Genomic DNA, 17,910 nt, shown 5'->3' on the forward strand with positions numbered 1-17,910 from the left:
AGGTTGTGGAAGAATCTTTAATAGCAGTTACGATTCTCTGGAGCTTTTTGTTCGTCTATTCCATGCTGGGATCACTTGACTTCGGTTCAGGGTTCTGGGGGATGGTGTATGGGAAAAATAAAAACACAAACGCCTCTGCAATCGCTAATCGATTCTTATCCCCAACCTGGGAAGTGACCAACGTGTTCCTTGTTTTACTCGTTGTTGCTCTTGTGAGTTTCTTTCCATTTGCAACGTCTATGCTCGGAACACTTTTACTTGTGCCAATTGGATTAGGTTTAATTTTATTAACGATTCGTACGACCTTCATGGTTTTTGCCCATCATGTTCAGAAGTTTGGTGACATGCTCAGGGTAACTTCAGGACTGACTGGATTGTTGATACCTGCATTACTTGTGAGTATTTTACCCATCACTTTAGGTGGATTTATAGAAATGGAGAATGGGTATCCACAACTTATGTATGGAAAACTATTGTCGAGCTCTACCACTTACATGCATATCCTATTTGGCTTAAGTACAGAACTATTTTTATCGGCCTTGTTTTTAACAGATTATGCCCGTGAAGCAGGAGATCAGAGTGCGTTCAGGACATATCGTATGCATACAATTTGGCTAGGACCATTAACCATGGTCATTGCGGTTTTAACCATTTTTACTATGCCGAGCGAGGCCTCTTGGCTTGTGGATAATGTAGGTGAAAATTTATACGGATTCGGCATGTCCATCGCGTTTTTCTTAATTGGTTACATCCTTCTATTTGTTAAAAAACCAAACGGAGAGGTCGGCTATACGAGGTGGGCAGTTATTGCTGTTATTCTTCAATACGGTTTTGCCATTTATGCTTATGGATCCGCTCACTTACCCTATATGGTTTATCCACACCTCACAATCAGTGATGGTTTTACAAATCCAGCAATGTTTTATCAGCTATTAATTGCATATATTATCGGCCTTTCTATACTTGTTCCGGCCTTTATTTTATTCTGGAGACTCTTCCTTAAAGATAAACGGTATGTAAAGCAAGAGTAGGTGAAAAAGTACAGGCTTTCTTATAAAACGGTAAGCCTGTACTAACGTTCACTATCTTGCCAATGAGTAATAAATAAATAAACGAGCGCCCCGATAATCGGAATAAACCCAAGTAAAGAAAAACGAGTTCCATGACCATTTCTATGATAAGCATGGTGATTAATCCCCATTACAGAAAGTAGAGTAAGTACACAAAAATCAAGCGTCATAACATGGACAAAACGGGAGTTAACAAACGCCTCTTGATAGACTCCAACATTTCCATAGACAAGCCCATAAATGATAAAAATCATAGTAAATATCAGGATTGAGAAAGGGAAGAAAGGATTTTTAATCAATTCACGTGTGCGATTGGACGTTCGATTTTCTCTTTTACGTTGATCCCGATGAAAAATGAAGTAGGGTAAAAGCGCAAATGCACCAAATAAAAAGGAGAACATAACATAGGGCCAGGCTGAAATAGTTGATTGATCATTTTCTAACAAGAGTAGCCCAAAAACTACAGGCCACACACCTAGTAACAAGAAAACAGCCATGATAAGTGGTTCAGGTTCATCTAAAGAGAACAATGTTGCGACATAATTCAAATTCCCTTCTACGGGTGTAAGAAATAAAGCGTAACAAATAAATAACAGCCAAAACGCTAAAAGGATTGATTTAAGTTCTTTCATGAACGGCCTTCCTCCCAATCCTTCTTATACCGCTCTACTTTTAACCTAAGATCCTCTATCATGCTTAACAAACGATCGAGATCAGATGGATCAGCTGTCTCTCCATCCATGGATTCAATGACTTGCTGAAGCATTTGGATTCGGTTTTGAAGATAGATCATTTGCGATGAACGATCATTTGTTGCCTTCCCCATATTTATTCCTCCCCTAACCTCTACGTTGTTTAATAGTTTGTGTCCTTATGATATCAATAAAAATAGAGCAATTAAAGAAGACCTACCTATCGGTAAGTCTTCTTGTTTAATAAGAATGATTACATATGAACCTTCTCTCCATCACAAACCTTTTCAAGCTGTCGACAAGGCATTGGTTTGTAAAAGTAGTATCCTTGAAGATGATCACAATGTAATAGCTGCAACATATGAGCTTGCTGTTTCGTCTCAACACCTTCTACTGTAACTTTCGCTCCTAGATGGTTTGCTAATTGAATGACTGTTTTTACAATGGCTTGCTTAGTGGTGTCCTGATCTAAATCATTCACAAATGTCCGATCAATTTTTAATGTATCAATCGGTAGCTGTTGTAAGTAATTTAATGAGGATAGCCCCGTCCCAAAGTCATCCAAAGCTATTCTGAAGCCTAATTCACGCAAGCTTTCCAAGGTTTGCACAGCTTGATCGATGTTTTTCATAACTGATGTCTCAGTTATCTCCAGTTCAACCTTGGATGGATCGACTTGATAATCTTCAATTAAGCCTACAAGCATTTGATAGATGTTTCCATATTGGAAATGTACAGGTGAAATATTTATAGCCAGACAACAAATTGGAAACTCAGTATCCTCCCATTCCTTTAATTGCTTAAAGGCTGATCGCAAAACATATTCAGAGATCTCCACGATAAGACCATTCTTTTCTGCAATTGGTATAAATTCACCTGGTGATATCATCCCTAATTTTTCGCTATTCCAACGTAAGAGGACTTCCGCTTCTTCTGCTTGCATGCTCTTAACGGTTATCTTGGGTTGGAAATAGAGAGAGAGCTCTTCCTTAGAAACAGCTTGTTTTAGTTCATTGATAATAAGGTTCTCTCTTTTTTGAGAGTGAACTTCTGGATTGTATAATTGAAAATTGTTTCTTCCTTGATTTTTAGCATAGTGGAGTGCCTGTTCAGCCTGAATAAATAAATCATCATAAATATCAGGTGCAAACTCTTTAACAGAAGCCCCAATAGAAAGAGTAGGATGGAATTCAAATTGACCGTGAGAAAAATTTAATTGATCGAACTTCAACTGAATTCTTTCTAAAACTCCATTTAAATCTTCCAGTGATTTTTCCTTCTGGATTAATAACCCAAAACGATTCCCATCTAACCTAGCAATAATGATATTTTTATTCTGGAACCCTTTCATTTGTTGGGCAATTTGTTGCAAAACTCTGTCTCCAGCCTCATATCCAAACGTATCATTGATCCGTTTAAAGTGATCAACATCAAATAAAATACATGAGAGCATCGTTTCATTTTTTCTTGCGCGTTTTAATAAGTACTCGTACTGCTGAACAAAGTAACTCCTATTTGGTAACTTTGTTAGTAAATCATAGTGTGCGATCTGTAAAGCATGTCGATTTTCCATTCGATTCATCAAGATAACCGCCATAAGTACTACAGTCATGATTACCGAGACACTTAAGATCAAGAATTCCTTATTACCTACTTGACTGGGGAAAAAGATGTAATCTGCTGTTTCTTGATAGTGAGTTGCTTTCATTGCCACATAGTGCATGCTAGAAATAGCCATTCCCATTAGCAATGCACTGCCGATCTTAATAAGAGTAGAGTGGCTGGACTGAATTCTTTTAAACAAAAACAAGGCTACTATAGATACGAATAGTGCAATTCCAATAGATAAGGTAACATAGGCCTCATCATATACCATCTCCACCCCAGGGATGACCATCGCTTGCATCCCTGAATAATGCATCGTGACAATGGCTAAGGCCATAAAAACACCGGACCCCAGGATTTGAAGAGTGTTTACGTTGGTACGATTTATTAAGTAAAAAGCTATAAATGCTGCTCCAAAGGCAGGTAGTATGGATAAGAATGTATCTAACCAATCATAATAAACCTCTACGTTTAAACGTAAGGCTGTCATTCCAATAAAGTGCATAGCCCATATACTTAATCCCATTGTAATGGACCCCATACTTAACCAAATTCGTTTCATCTCTCTGTGCGCTTTGGGGATGTGCTGAGAGATATCTAAAGAAATATAAGATCCAAGTACTGCTATAAGTATTGATAGGACGACAATACCTTCGTCCCAACTTCCTTGTATTTCATTCAAATCCACCACTCCTCAACAAAATTCGAGTAGGTCTATTAGATTAAATTCTATAACAAATTTGGTAATAGTGGAATAGATTCGGTTTTTTATAGGTATAATTTTGGCGAGAAGATTTCGACAAAATTCGACTCTTTATCCTATGTGAGTTTCGTATAGGCATATTATTCAGCAATATGGAAGTTATCTGGAATAAGCTGGTGCGGGGTGGTTCCGTTGCTTTTATGCAGAGCGGCAAAGGGGTGAGGGAAACGGCAAACTCCAGTGGTAGCAAAGGGCTGACGAGATCCCGCAGAGAGCTTGCGAACGAGGAAGCTCGGCTGGTCTTCCACAGGAGGCTTGCCGTTTCACTGAACCCCTTACTCTTTTTCCGCAACGGACTCCTCACAACTTTATCTCGATACCAAGTCTTCAACAATAGGGGGCTTTTAAGGAAGATAAAATAGCCCAGAGAATACTCTGAGCTTTCGTTTACTATATTAATGGGGGTTTCCCAATTTTAAGTAGCTCCTCCTGCTCCGTTAGCTGCGTTGGAGGAGTTTCGTTTTTCAATCATATTCACACCCATAACGACAGCAATCAGTTCATCATCTGTTAGAACCTCAGTATGGTTGGTTAAGCAAAAAGCAGGTGATTCAAAGAAACCATCTGTCCTATGAAACTCACCTACTAAACTTTCTTGTTCATCATATATCTCATAATCTCTAGAGAACGATTCAGATTCGATTCGGTATAGCCCACGATCATATGCTTCATATTCATATTTCTTGGAGAAAAAAGCAAACCTTTGTGCTAGTTCTCCAATTTCCTGTTCTTGTTGATCTTGTATAAACCACTTTCTTGAGAAAAATCGGAACCCACCTGACAAAAGTACTTCTTCATTATTATTTAAAATCATAACATCAGAGCTGAATGCACCCTTTAAATCCAAGGTCCCTATTTGTTCTTTTTGATCATTATAAATCTCCGTTTTACCTGCAGAAAAGAAATTGTCTGTAAAATAAATAGTAGACATGATACCCCTCCGTATTATTGGTTTACCTTTTATACGTATGCAGCCATTAAAAGTTTCATGGACTTTTTATCAAGGTTACTTGTCACCCAATCTTTAGAAATAATAAAAATACCGTACCCCTCTCAGTTAAAGGAATACGGTCATTTAGATTACTTATATGTTTTTCATTTTTGTTACTACATCTTCTTTCAATTGAGCCAAACGATCCTGACTCTTCTCATAAGAATCTGTTTTCACTCCGAAATAGCATTTGATCTTTGGTTCTGTACCAGAAGGGCGTAAACAACACCAGCTATCCTGCTCTAAATTAAATTTAATTACATTGGCATGCGGTAACGCTATTTTTTCTGAGCTATTATCTGTTATAAATGTACGAACGCTTGTATCGTAATCCTCTATGGTCTCGATCGTAAAAGGTCCCATTTTGGTTTCATCATAGTCACGGAAATACTTCATCATTTTTTGAATTTTTTCCGAACCATCTTTACCTTTAAGGGTCATAGATTCAAGTCCTTCAAGGTAATATCCATGGCGCTCAAAAAGAGTATGGAGCGCTTCAATGATTGTCTTCCCATTTGATTTCCAGTATGCCGCCATTTCACATGCTGTCATTGCAGCCTGTACAGCATCTTTATCTCGAACAAAATCACCGATCAAATAGCCATAGCTTTCCTCGTACCCAAACATGAATGAGCCTTCCCCTTGCTCATCAAATTGACGCATCTTTTCACCAATGAACTTAAAGCCAGTTAAGGTTTCTAATGTATTAACATTATAATAGTCTGCTACAGCTCGTCCCATTTCTGTGGTTACAATGGTTTTGATCATTTGTGCATCTTTAGGGATATCTTTCGTTTGAGATAACACGTAATCAAGCATTAACGTTCCAAGTTGATTTCCTGATAATACAACATACTCACCTTGTTCATCCTTTACAGCTACTCCTAGTCGATCTGCATCAGGATCCGTACCAATTAATATGTCAGCATCCTCTTCTTTCCCTAATTCAATTGCCTTTTGGAAGGCTTGATGTTCTTCTGGGTTAGGCGACTCTACTGTTGAAAATTCCGGATCTGGTTCAGCTTGTTCCTCTACAATAGATACATTACGAAATCCTAGTTTCTCTAATCCATCTAAAATTGGTTTGTATGCCGTCCCATGAAGGGGAGTAAATACAATCTTTAACTGATCGGCTTGTTCATGAATAACCTCTTGATTTTTTACAATTCCTTTTAATTGTTCAAGGTATGCTTGATCCACGTCATGACCGATCCATGTGAGAAGTCCTTTACTCTCAAGCTCATCTTGTTCTAAAACATTGATTTCTAATTCATTTTCTACACCGTTCACATACGAAATAATGCGATCAGCCTCTTCCGGAGGTGTTTGACCTCCGTCCTCATTATATACTTTAAACCCATTATATTCGGGTGGGTTATGGCTTGCAGTGATCATCGCTCCTGCCGCCGTCCCAAGGTGACGTACAGCAAAAGATAGATACGGTGTCGGACGTAATGTTTCGAATATGTATGTACGAATGTTATGAGCTCCCATAACTTTAGCTGTCTCCAGGGCAAACTGAGGAGACATATAACGTGAATCATAAGCTAAGGCCACACCTTTTTGCTGAGCATTTTCTACATTTTCCTCTAGGTGTTGAGCTAATCCTTCAGCCGCTTTCCTTACAGTATAGCGATTCATGCGATTTGTTCCAGGTCCTAATACTCCTCGCATGCCACCCGTTCCGAAAGTTAAGTTTGTATAGAACGCATCTTCCAATTCTTTCTCATCAGAAGAGATTTTCGTTAATTGCTCTCGTAAATCTGGATCTAAGTTTTGATACTGATCCCATTTTTGATATGTATCTTGCCAGTTCATCCTGCTCCTCCTCTATAACATCAGTTGAATAGACTTATATGCGCTTATAGAATATAGGTGAATTATACCATATGTAACCAGTTAATTGAGTCCCGCATAAAGAAAACTTGCCGATTGGCAAGCCTTTTAAGGCGGAGACAGAGGTTTAGCCTTGGCTTATACTTCATGCTACCAAAATTTTCACTACGTCGATTTACTCCATTGCTAAAATTTTATATTTTCTTAACGTAAAAAATAAAAGACTCTTATCACAAGAGTCTTTACTACATCCTATTTAACGCTTTGGCCTTTTTTATAAAAGGTTTCCATTATAGTTTGTGTCCATTCTAATGAATCTTTATAATATTGAAAAACATCTTCTATAGAAACCCCTAATTCATGGGATTTCATCTCTATCTCGTCCCATTTCCCTTTTTCAACGAGCTGGCATAATTCAAGCACAGCTCTATAGGAATTGGACTCCCCCTTAATCGCATCTTTAATTTCCTCATGCAAAGGAAGATCTTTTAATATGTCATCTAAAGGTCTCTGCATGAAGGTATCAATACAAGATAACATCCCAGTTAAAAAGTAGCTTGAACTTTCTTGCTTTCTTCCTAGTTGGCTGGCAATGAGTTCTCCCATTTTGGCCCTCATGAAACTAAGTTTTATGACTTCGCTTGGAACTTTGTTATTCTGAAATTTTAATTCTCTTAGTGTTAAAACATAAGCCCATTTCTTTACTTCTTTTAATCCTAGTAACACAATTGCTTGCTCTATGGATTTAATAGGCTCTATGCGTCGATATGATGCAGAATTAATCAACTGTAATAGTTTGAAAGATAACGCCACATCCATCTCCACTTTTTGAGCAACCTTTTTTATGTTTGGTTCTTCTTGTGAGAGTTCTTTTATGAGTTCTAAATGGTGAAATGGGTAAATCGATACATCATATGAGGTTAAGATGACTGGTTTACTGAAGAAATACCCTTGAAAGTATGTAAACCCTTTTTGGACACATGATTGATATTCTTCGTAAGTCTCCACTTTTTCTGCTAACCATTCCAATTCATATGATTCTAGTTTTTCAAACATCTTTCTTTGTAATTCATCAGAGGTTGCTTGAATATCTACTTTAATAATATCTGCATACTGCAATAATTCATAAGTATAAGGGCAGTCTTCGTTAAGAATATAGTCATCTAGAGCGATCCGAAATCCTCTCTTTTTTAACATCCTACATATTTGAATAACTTCTTTAGTAGGTTCTATATTTTCTAATACTTCTATTACAAGTGTGTCTGGAGGAAAACATAAGGGAAGTTCACTTTTAAGTAAGTTCTCTGTGAAATTAACAAAAACACTTTTGCCTTCTGAAATTTGCTCTAAACCGATATTAAAATAACTATTAAATACTACATCAGCTGTTGCCTTATCTCCATCTATTTGAGGAAAAAAGTTGTTCTCTTTACTACCACGGTATAAGAGCTCATAGGCAAACACTTCACACTTGTTGTTTAAAATCGGTTGCCTAGCAACATAAACTTCCAACACTTAAGCCCCCTTCTCATAAAAAACGTGTAATTTTAATATAAACTATAAACGCTTTCAAGGAAATAGGAACTAGGATTTTTTTCTCGATTAATTCCATTTTTATTACAGTTTTCAAAGGGGCTTACGTGGTTGTTAAGCGTGAGCGTGATTTGGCTCATGCTTTAATAATTTTACTTTGTCAATTTTATGCAACCAAAATTGAATACATGGTCCGAGCAAAAATACGGACAGGATTGTTCCGACTCCCACAGGTCCACCTAACAAAAAGGCAACAACTGATACTGTAAACGCAACTAATGTTTGAGAAGCACCAATCTTAAATTTAAATCGATAGGAGATTGCAATAAACAATTGATCTACTGGCGAACGCGGAAAACCCGTCATAATATACAGCGCAACACCAAATCCAGCAATGACTAGGGCTAACATAAATATTCCTATACGTGTTATTAAAAGAAAGTCTGTGAAATGAATGTTTTTAAAAACAACTTCTAACCAGAAATCAAATATGATACTCTCTAGCAATATTGGAATAAAAGCTAATAACTCAGGCTTCCCTTTTAGTAATAATGCATTTATAAAGACAATAAGAATTTGGGAAGCAGCAAACCAAACTCCAACTGAAAAAGGGAGCGAATCACTTAAACCCACAAATAAAGCTGACCAGAAACCGGCACCAATAGTCGATTTAACAACTAATGTTGTAGCAAGATATATAATGGTCATACCGATCAGATATTGGAAGGTTCGAATGAAGAACATTGTATTTCACACCTTTCTTTGACAGAATATAAATAGATTACGTTTACTTATAAAATGGCGGGTGATGATAATGCTATTCCATAAGCTCAAATATTTTATAGAAGTTGCTCATTATAAAAGTTACACCAGAGCTGCTAACCAACTTTTCATATCCCAACCAGCACTTAGTAAACAGATGAAATTGTTAGAGGAAGAGTTAGGCTTCACCCTATTTAATCGATCTTCTAAAGGGGTTGAACTGACTTCTAAAGGGAACGCACTATATCACGAACTAGATCCCCTTTTTAAAAACATTGACAAAACCGTTGAACGCCACAAAAATAATGGTATTATTCGGTTTGGATCCACCCCACTCCTAAGCTCTTATTTCCTACATGAACATTACGAGAAGCTACAATATACAAACATCTATGTTACTGCTATAGAGGATGATAGTCAGGACTTACTCCCTCTCCTTAAAAGACATGAAATTGATGCAGCTATCATCCAAGATATCCCTCATACAGAAGGACTTTATTCTAAACATTTATTTCAAGACGTTTTCGTTGCAGCTGTACCATCAAGTTACTCATTAGCAGCCCAAGAAGAAATCACTATGGAGGAATGCCTTTCAAAACCACAGATCATAACACCCAAAGGTTCAAGGTTATACAACCAACTTCATAGTATTATGGAAGATTACCCTTATCCTGAGGAGATCTTTGAAACGCATTACCATGCAATGGCTGGGTTTGTATCTCTAGGCATGGGTATTGCTTACCTCCCGGGAATTATGGCGAATCACATCCAATATAAAGGCATTACTTTTCTACCTATTAAAGGACAACCTTTAAAAAGGGACATGTATTTATATTCGATTTCTAAACATTTAGGAGAAATGCTAAGTGAAAAATTCTCTCTATAACCAAATTATAATGTGAGCTAAGTTAAATAAGGAAATACCAAAATGTGATAATGCCATAACTTTAAGTTATGGCATATTGAAGGTTTGAAAAAAATCTATTAAGTCATACTGGGTAAGGAAGGATTTTATTATGAAGATGGCGAAATGGGTTAACTTCCCGAGGATTTAATATAGCGTATATATTAATCTTTATTTCTTATATTGAAGAAGGTGTTGGTTTTATGTATCAAAAGCGTTGGTTTCAAACATTAATTGTCTTAATGCTTGTACTATTAATCTTTTTACTATTTCGTGAAACACAATATATGTTTCATCCAATCTATACATATATCGGAGCCATTGCGTTACCGTTTATCATAGGCGGGCTGCTCTACTATATTTCACGCCCCCTCATGCATATTTTAGAAGCATATAAAGTACCAAGGATCGCAGCTATATTAATCATATTTGTGCTGTTTATTGTATTAATATACCTAGTTATCACTTATATTGCTCCAATCGCTCAAGAGCAGTTTACGCGCTTCATAGATAGTACAGATGAATGGTCTTTAGAAGTTCAATCTATTATTGAATCATGGCAGAACAATCAAGTCATTATCCCAGATCAGTTATCTGAACCAATTGATAATGCAACTGATTCTCTAATAAATTTTGCAAAGGATTTTGCAGTAGGTTTACCAAACTTTATTTTCACACTCATTGCCCAAATCGTTCAGTTTGTGTTCCTATTAGTACTTGTACCATTCTTTTTATTCTATATGTTGAAAGATGGGGACAAGCTCCAACCATTCTTAACTCAATTCTTTAAGGAGAAAAGAGCGAAAAGTCTAGATCGGCTATTAAAAAGAATGGACCACACATTATCTTCTTTTATCCAAGGACAACTAACCGTTAGTTTATGTGTGGGTGTTCTTTTATATATTGGTTATGTCATTATAGGTCTTCCTTACTCTTTATCTCTTGCTTTATTTGGGATGCTAACGAATGTCATCCCATTTGCAGGGCCATACTTAGCCGTTGTACCGGCTATCTTAGTAGCATTCTTCCAAGATCCAATGATGGTGTTATACGTGATCATTATTATGATTATCGCCCAACAAATTGAAGGGAACCTTATTTCACCAAATATCATGGGGAAAGCTCTTCAAATACACCCGCTTACGATCATTACACTCATCTTAGCGGCCGGGAGTATTGCTGGATTTATAGGTCTTCTATTCGCAATACCATTTTACGCGATTGTTAAAACAATTGTAGCTCATTTTTATGAAGAAGCGTTTCATTCAAAAGAAATTTAAGACTGAAAAAGAGCCCTTACCTATGTAAGGGCTCTTTTTTGGTTTATTCATATAGGCAAAGAGGCTACGCTGACTGATCAAATATTGTCTGAGGTTTTCTCATAAATGCTCCTTGCTGTTGTTGATATTTTTGAATGGCCTGGTTTCGAAGATCTTCATGGTGCTGTTCATCTGCATTTTTATTTTCCTCGCTCTTCATTTCAGATTGAGCTTCTAAAATAGCTTGTGAAGCCTTTGACGCTACTTGCATGTCTTGTGAAGAAGGATTTGCAGGTGCTAATGCAGCACGACGGACTTGTTCCATTGCCTGAATGGTTTCTTCAGGGTCTTCACTTTTCGGCATTTGAATAGGCACTTCTCCACCTACAATATACTCTTGACCATCTGGCCCTTTCTGATAATCATAGCTAATGCCCCCTGCGAAATTCCCACCAACAGATTGATGAGCTTGTTCATGAGCTTTAACTTTTTGTTCTACAGCTTTCAGCTCAGAAATTTGTCTTTTTTGCTCTGGCGAAAGCTGTTCCCCATAGTGAAGATCCTTCTTTTCCGTATCTAAAGCTACCTTTTCTCGATTAGACGAAGAGACATTCTTTTGACTATGGTTTGAATCAATTTGATTTTGGACAGAATGGTTACTGCTACGTACGATAGAATTGTAGGCGGAATGTTGGGGGTTTCCTTGAACCAAATTCAGTTGAACCACCTCCATCTATTGATTTAAATAAGGACGAACTGGTATTTAAGTATTCTTTCTCCATGCATTTGCCATATTCCTCTATCATTCGTAAAAAAACCTAAAACTAAATACATTACGTTTCAAATTACCACTACAGTTCCATAGAAGTTTTTTCTATTCTAAAATTTTTGATAATTGAATTGACAAAAAATTTTGATGTTGGTACGATTACATCATCTTAAACAACGAAGCAAACATCTATGATGAGAAGAGTAAGATAGATTGGAGTATCACAGAGAGTCAACACTTGCTGAAAGTTGACATACTGCACCTGTTCGAATATCACCTCTGAGATGCTTGGCTGAACCTACAGTAAGCCATGCCGGGTTTTCCTCCGTTACCAAGGAATGTGTATGATTGTACACAACCAAAGAGCTATGGCTAAATATTCTAAAAATTTTGTCATAGAATTAAGGTGGTAACGCGAAACGCTCGTCCTTATAACGTAAGGGACGGGTTTTTTTAATGAATAATGAAAACAATTGAGAAAGGGGTAGGGTTATGACTAGAAAAGATACATTTACAATCGGTTTTATGTTATTTGCATTATTTTTTGGAGCCGGAAACTTAATTTACCCTCCTGAGCTCGGAATCCAAGCCGGGACATCATTTTGGCCAGCAATTTTGGGATTTATTTTAACAGGAGTAGGGTTACCTATTGTAGGCGTTGCAGCCATTGCTCTTGTAAGTGATGATGCCAAAGCTTTAGGAAGTCGCGTGCACCCTATGTTTGGTCTTGTGTTTACTGCAATCATTTATTTAGCTATCGGCCCATTCTTTGGAATTCCACGTGCTGCAAACGTTGCGTATGAGATGGGCGTTATGCCGATTCTCGGATCAGGTGGTACGATGGCACTCTTCTTATTTACTATTGTTTTCTTTGCTATCGTATTATTTGTTAGTTTAAACCCATCTAAAATCGTCGACCGTATCGGGCAATGGTTAACACCTGCATTGTTATTAGCCATCGTAGCTTTAAGTATTGCAAGCTTCTTTCAGCTTGATGCACCGTTACAATCACCAGAAACAACTTATACAGCTGCTCCATTTTTCAAAGGATTTGTGAACGGCTACCTAACAATGGATGCAATCGCTGGTTTAGCTTTTGGAATCATTGTTGTTACAGCGTTGAAAGATCGAGGTGTAACAGAGAAAAGATCCATTTTCAAACACACATTAAAGATTGGTGCTGTCACAGCCATTGGTCTTGCAGTCGTCTACACTTCCATTGGTTGGATGGGTGCAAAATTAGCAACATTCGGTTCATTCGAAGGTGGAGCTGACATTCTTTCTGCAGGTGCGGATCATTTATTTGGTTCATTCGGTGCTATTCTATTAGGTGTTATTGTTGCTTTAGCTTGTTTTACAACTTGTGTAGGACTTACTGTTGCATGCAGTCAGTTTTTCTCAAACACTTTCACTGGATTAAAATATTCACACGTTGCAGCAGGAGTAACTATTGTTAGTTTTCTTGTAGCGAACCTTGGACTATCTCAAATCATCTCTTACTCTGTTCCAGTTCTATACTTTATTTATCCGTTAGCCATCGTACTAATGGTCTTATCCTTCTTCCATGGCTTTTTCAAGGGGTCAAGCTATGTATACCGCGGTGCACTTATATTCACAAGCTTCTTTAGCCTATATAGTGGACTAAGCGCTGCCAAGATCACTTGGGCACCTCTTCAAAGTACATTATCCATCTTCCCGCTATTTGAGGAAGGTCTAGGATGGATTGTACCAGCCCTTGTTGGTGCATTGTTAGGATATTTATTAGATCGCTCTAGAAGAAATTCCAAGTACGTAGCTGCTACGAAAAAGGTCTCTTAAGAATGCTTGCTATTGTAATAAAAAGCCCAGCCTTCGTTCATGCATCGAAGGCTGGGCTTTTCTATTCCTGATCTATGGAGGGAGCTATACGATCTGAATCTTTATCTTGGCACGATTGGAGTTGCAATCTGTGGTATCGATGCAACGCATAAAAGTGTTCGAATAATTTCCCGTGAGTCTGTTGATATTGCCTCGCTAAGTGTTCATAAATTTTTGCCTGCTCACTGTGGAAATCAGGATCATGTATCATCCCCATCATCCTCTCTACATACGACTTCATTCTCCTTTACTAAAGTATGTAAGAACCCTCTTGTTTCATTCTTAAACTTTTTCAATAAGTATAAGAAAACCGCAAGCGTTTGTTTATCACGTATAAGTTAACTAATATCTCATTAAAAAATCCACATGCGGCGTTTTAAATTAAGCCGCATGTGGATTTCCTATTTACTGATTTTCCTTTTCTTCTTCACGTTTTTCGGTTATCTTTTGTTGGATTTTCTTAAATTCTTTACTTGGTGGCATTAGACTTACCACTACATCTCCAGTTTCAACTTTAGGTTTATTTTTATGAGTGAAAAACGCAATTTTACCCGAACGTTTTAAAACAAACATGAGTAACGTTTCAGGGTGCAACTCTTTTGAGTACTGATCAAATGGATATTGTTCAGTAATATTTGTTTTTCTAAAGACATAACCAGCCTCAACCTTTTCATTTAGACGCTCCCATGTTGCTTGTTCGTTAAAGAGCAGTCTTCCTCCGATTGTATGTCCCATATCCTCCAGGTCATCTCCACGACGATTATGAAGTGTGAGCTGATACAAGTTGTTACGTCCTATTTCAGGGATAAATGTATTACATACTAGCGCATTATAAGAATCTAGCTCAGAAGCAGCAACCATATATTCATATGGTGTCATATCAAGATGATACTCTGTTTGCTCTGATAAGATCTCTTCACGCATAAACGGAACACCTTCTTTGCGCGCAGACTCAAGCCTCTGCCAAGAAGAATCCGTTATCATCGTAGGAACATCTAATTCTCGAAGAGCTTTAGCTAATCCCGTACTAAAGCTACTTCCCCCTACAATCAGGACGCCTGGCTGTTCATCATTGGCTAGGTTGAATTTTTTCGCAAGCCAACCAATGGAGAATCCGTGTGCACAAACCGTGGCAAAAACGAGTGCAAACGTTAAAGATGTTAGAATGGAAGCATCTTCAAAACCTGCATCAGAAAGCACGTTTGCAAAGTAACCTGCTACAGTTAAAGCAACAATTCCTCGAGGCGCAATCCAGCCAACAAGGATACGTTCCCCTACCGATAAATCAGTTCCAATCGTGGATAACCAAATGGATAGAGGACGTACGATAAATAACATAAGAAGAACGTAAGCAATAATATTTAGATCTAAAATTTGTAATAATGTATCAACGGATAATGATGCTGTTAACATCACGAAGATTGTGGATACAAGTAAAACAGAAATGTTCTCTTTAAAGTTACGCATATCCCCAATGGAAGAAATATGCATGTTTGCTAATGTCATTCCCATAGCCGTTACAGCTAATAGACCTGTTTCATGAGCAATTTCATCAGCTAGTGTAAAACAGAGGATCACGGATGCAAACATAACCGGTGATTTTAGAAACTCCGGCACATGACCTCGCTCGAACATAAACCCGAGTCCTTTTGCTAATAAGTAACCGATAATAATAGCAAATATCGATGCCATAAAGAAGAAGAGCAAAGCATCTGCTGTTACATCATCTTCCATAAAAAAGACGATAATTTCAAAAGCAAAAACGGATAGTAAAGCACCAAACGGATCAACAATGATACCTTCCCATTTTAATATGGCTGCAGGACGAGGCTTTAATTTCGCCTGTCGTAACAAAGGTAAAATGACGGTAGGCCCTGTTACGATAAAAAGTCCCCCGATAACAAAGGCAACAGCTAAGGATAAACCTGCTACATAATGAGCGGTTAAAGATCCTAAAAGCCAAGCTAAGATCGCTCCTACGGTTACAATTCTCATTACAGGTTTACCTAAGCCTTTTACTTCACGAAAATCAAGGTTTAAGCTTCCTTCAAATAGTATAATGGCAACTGCTATTGAGATGATGGGATCAAATAATTCTCCAAAGTCATCTGCTGGATTAATGAATCCGAAGATTGGACCAGCTAACAAGCCGACGATGGACATTACTACAATGGCTGGAATACGATATCTCCATCCAATCCATTGAGAACCAACACCCAATGCACCAATTAACATGAAATCAAACAAAATCGAGTGGAACATGTGCCCCCTCCTTTTCACAAGTGTTTCCTATGGATTATGGTTTACTGGAATAAACCTTTCTATCAAAAAACTCAGATATAAAAACATTCTATACATGTTCGAACCTCGTGTAAATCATTTTATTTTGAATTCATAAGAATTTCATATTCACGTAATGATTTCAATACATAAAAACTCTCCCTCCTTATTGGAGAGAGAGAGAAACCTTAGGTTAACATTAGCAATCAGTAGGTTTTATTTGTACAACGATCTTACCTCTTGCATGGTGGGTCTCACTCAATTCATGTGCATCTCGAATTCCTTTCTCACTGAACGGAAAGGTTTTACCCACAATAGATTTCACTTCTCCTTTTTCCATAAGCTCAGCCACTTTTGCAAGCTGATCACCATCTGGATTAAGGAATACAAACTGAGCATTTACGCCTTTCTGTTTTGCGAAATCCTCATCAGGTTGTTTCGTAACAGAGACTAAATGGCCGCCTTGTTTTAAAATATTGTAGCTTCGGTCATGAATTTCTCCACCTAGAGTGTCAAATACGACGTCATAGTCCTCAAGAACTTCATCAAATGCTTCTTCTTCGTAATTGATGAAACGGTCTACTCCTAGAGATTCTAATAATTCTTTATTTTTACTGCTAGCAGTTGAGGCAACATAGGCACCTGCCCATTTTGCAAGCTGAATGGCATACGTTCCGACACCACCTGAGCCAGCATGAATTAATACTTTTTGTCCTTTCTGCAGGTTCGCAACTTCAAAAAGACATTGCCATGATGTCAGGGCAGCAAGAGGTGTAGCAGCTGCGTCTTCAAAACTAACTCGCTCTGGTATAGAAGTAACTAGATGTTCTTCCACCGCTACAAATTCTGCATAGGTCCCGTTCGGTGTAGTAGCTGGGCGGGCAAAAACTTGATCACCTTTTTTAAATTTCGTAACGTTAGAACCTGTATCGACTACAACGCCTGAAACATCCCAACCTAAAATAATCGGGAAATCCCAATCGAGCATATCTTTTAAATATCCTTCGCGTACTTTCCAGTCAATTGGATTGATGGAAGTTGCGTGACTTTCAATTAGAACTTGATCTTCATTAATTTGAGGTGTTGGAATATCTTTTTCCTTTAATTGATCTTTACCTCCGTATTGTTCAATAACAACAGCCTTCATGATCAGAAACTCCTTTCTATGATGTAGCTCCGTAATAAAGTACCCGTCTTGGGACTCTATTACACTTTGGACGCAGATAAGACGTTATTCAGCAATATGGCAGGATTGTGGAATAAGGCTTAGAGTGGTTCCGTTGCCAAATTGAGAGCGGGTGGGCTGGGAAATGGGTTGCTTTCCTGCGGACGAACTATCGAGCCTCCTCATCCGCTATTCGCTCCTTGCGGGGTCTCGCTAGCCCGTTTTTCCGCTGGAGTCAACCCATTTCCCAGCCCACCTTAGCCGAATGGTGAATAACGGAACCGCAGCTATCGTAAGGTTTTCTGATGTAAATTATGGGGGTGAGTCATATATGCACCAAAGTGATCTAAAGCCTTATATGTAGAGCTAAAATACAGTTTCCTTAAGCAAGAGATAAAATGATCTCAGCCATGGGTCCGTTAAC

Annotated in this window: 14 protein-coding genes and 1 other annotated feature; of the genes, 4 read left to right on the forward strand and 10 right to left on the reverse strand. The window is 37.9% G+C overall.

Annotation, left to right across the window (positions count from 1 at the left end; all coding sequences use genetic code 11):
• The first annotated feature begins 5 nt into the window (after positions 1-5).
• Positions 6-1,031 (forward strand): cytochrome d ubiquinol oxidase subunit II, encoded by a 1,026-nt coding sequence (locus H514_RS0108965; protein ID WP_027446666.1) that lies wholly within the window; start codon positions 6-8, stop codon positions 1,029-1,031.
• A 41-nt stretch (positions 1,032-1,072) separates the two neighbouring features.
• Here H514_RS0108965 and H514_RS0108970 read toward each other — a convergent pair whose 3' ends face one another.
• The 7 genes from H514_RS0108970 to H514_RS0109000 all read right to left on the reverse strand — a co-directional run bounded on the left by H514_RS0108970 (position 1,073) and on the right by H514_RS0109000 (position 9,234).
• A complete protein-coding gene (locus H514_RS0108970; protein ID WP_027446667.1) occupies positions 1,073-1,702 on the reverse strand; it encodes a hypothetical protein in 630 nt (209 codons plus the stop codon).
• A complete protein-coding gene (locus H514_RS0108975; protein WP_027446668.1) occupies positions 1,699-1,896 on the reverse strand; it encodes an SE1561 family protein in 198 nt (65 codons plus the stop codon). The genes H514_RS0108970 and H514_RS0108975 overlap by 4 nt, the downstream gene beginning before the upstream one ends.
• A gap of 119 nt (positions 1,897-2,015) precedes the next feature.
• Positions 2,016-4,049 (reverse strand): putative bifunctional diguanylate cyclase/phosphodiesterase, encoded by a 2,034-nt coding sequence (locus H514_RS0108980; protein ID WP_027446669.1) that lies wholly within the window; start codon positions 4,047-4,049, stop codon positions 2,016-2,018.
• A 496-nt stretch (positions 4,050-4,545) separates the two neighbouring features.
• Entirely contained in the window at positions 4,546-5,061 is a 516-nt protein-coding gene (locus tag H514_RS0108985) for a hypothetical protein (RefSeq protein ID WP_036842115.1), read from the reverse strand.
• 153 nt (positions 5,062-5,214) lie between these two features.
• Positions 5,215-6,939, reverse strand: a complete 1,725-nt coding sequence (locus H514_RS0108990) for a phospho-sugar mutase (protein ID WP_027446671.1) — start codon at positions 6,937-6,939, stop codon at positions 5,215-5,217.
• Between the two features lie 270 nt (positions 6,940-7,209).
• On the reverse strand, positions 7,210-8,469 hold the full coding sequence (locus H514_RS0108995) for an EAL and HDOD domain-containing protein (protein WP_027446672.1): 1,260 nt from the start codon (positions 8,467-8,469) through the stop codon (positions 7,210-7,212).
• 135 nt (positions 8,470-8,604) lie between these two features.
• Positions 8,605-9,234 (reverse strand): YczE/YyaS/YitT family protein, encoded by a 630-nt coding sequence (locus H514_RS0109000; protein ID WP_027446673.1) that lies wholly within the window; start codon positions 9,232-9,234, stop codon positions 8,605-8,607.
• Positions 9,235-9,304: 70 nt separating this feature from the next.
• Between H514_RS0109000 and H514_RS0109005 the strand changes: the two genes are divergently transcribed.
• Together H514_RS0109005 and H514_RS0109010 are read left to right on the forward strand one after the other, a co-directional pair.
• Positions 9,305-10,138 carry a LysR family transcriptional regulator gene (locus H514_RS0109005; protein WP_027446674.1) on the forward strand — a complete coding sequence of 278 codons (834 nt, stop codon included), beginning with the start codon at positions 9,305-9,307 and terminating at the stop codon, positions 10,136-10,138.
• A 221-nt stretch (positions 10,139-10,359) separates the two neighbouring features.
• Complete coding sequence (locus tag H514_RS0109010) at positions 10,360-11,436, forward strand: AI-2E family transporter (RefSeq protein ID WP_027446675.1); 1,077 nt, start codon at positions 10,360-10,362, stop codon at positions 11,434-11,436.
• Between the two features lie 64 nt (positions 11,437-11,500).
• Here the strand turns inward: H514_RS0109010 and H514_RS22800 are convergent, their stop codons facing one another.
• The gene (locus H514_RS22800; RefSeq protein ID WP_051255089.1) at positions 11,501-12,127 is read right to left on the reverse strand and encodes a putative metalloprotease CJM1_0395 family protein; all 627 of its coding nucleotides are present in this window, start codon (positions 12,125-12,127) and stop codon (positions 11,501-11,503) included.
• A 239-nt stretch (positions 12,128-12,366) separates the two neighbouring features.
• Positions 12,367-12,618, forward strand: a binding site (T-box leader).
• Between the two features lie 58 nt (positions 12,619-12,676).
• Here H514_RS22800 and brnQ point away from each other — a divergent pair.
• On the forward strand, positions 12,677-14,002 hold the full coding sequence (gene brnQ / locus H514_RS0109020) for a branched-chain amino acid transport system II carrier protein (protein WP_027446676.1): 1,326 nt from the start codon (positions 12,677-12,679) through the stop codon (positions 14,000-14,002).
• A 444-nt stretch (positions 14,003-14,446) separates the two neighbouring features.
• Here the strand turns inward: brnQ and H514_RS0109030 are convergent, their stop codons facing one another.
• The gene (locus H514_RS0109030; RefSeq protein WP_027446678.1) at positions 14,447-16,303 is read right to left on the reverse strand and encodes a cation:proton antiporter; all 1,857 of its coding nucleotides are present in this window, start codon (positions 16,301-16,303) and stop codon (positions 14,447-14,449) included.
• Positions 16,304-16,520: 217 nt separating this feature from the next.
• Positions 16,521-17,468: an NADP-dependent oxidoreductase gene (locus H514_RS0109035; RefSeq protein ID WP_027446679.1), complete on the reverse strand. Its 948-nt coding sequence runs from the start codon at positions 17,466-17,468 to the stop codon at positions 16,521-16,523.
• Between the last annotated feature and the right edge of the window lie 442 nt (positions 17,469-17,910).

Source organism: Pontibacillus marinus BH030004 = DSM 16465 (assembly GCF_000425225.1).
GTDB lineage: Bacteria > Bacillota > Bacilli > Bacillales > BH030062 > Pontibacillus > Pontibacillus marinus.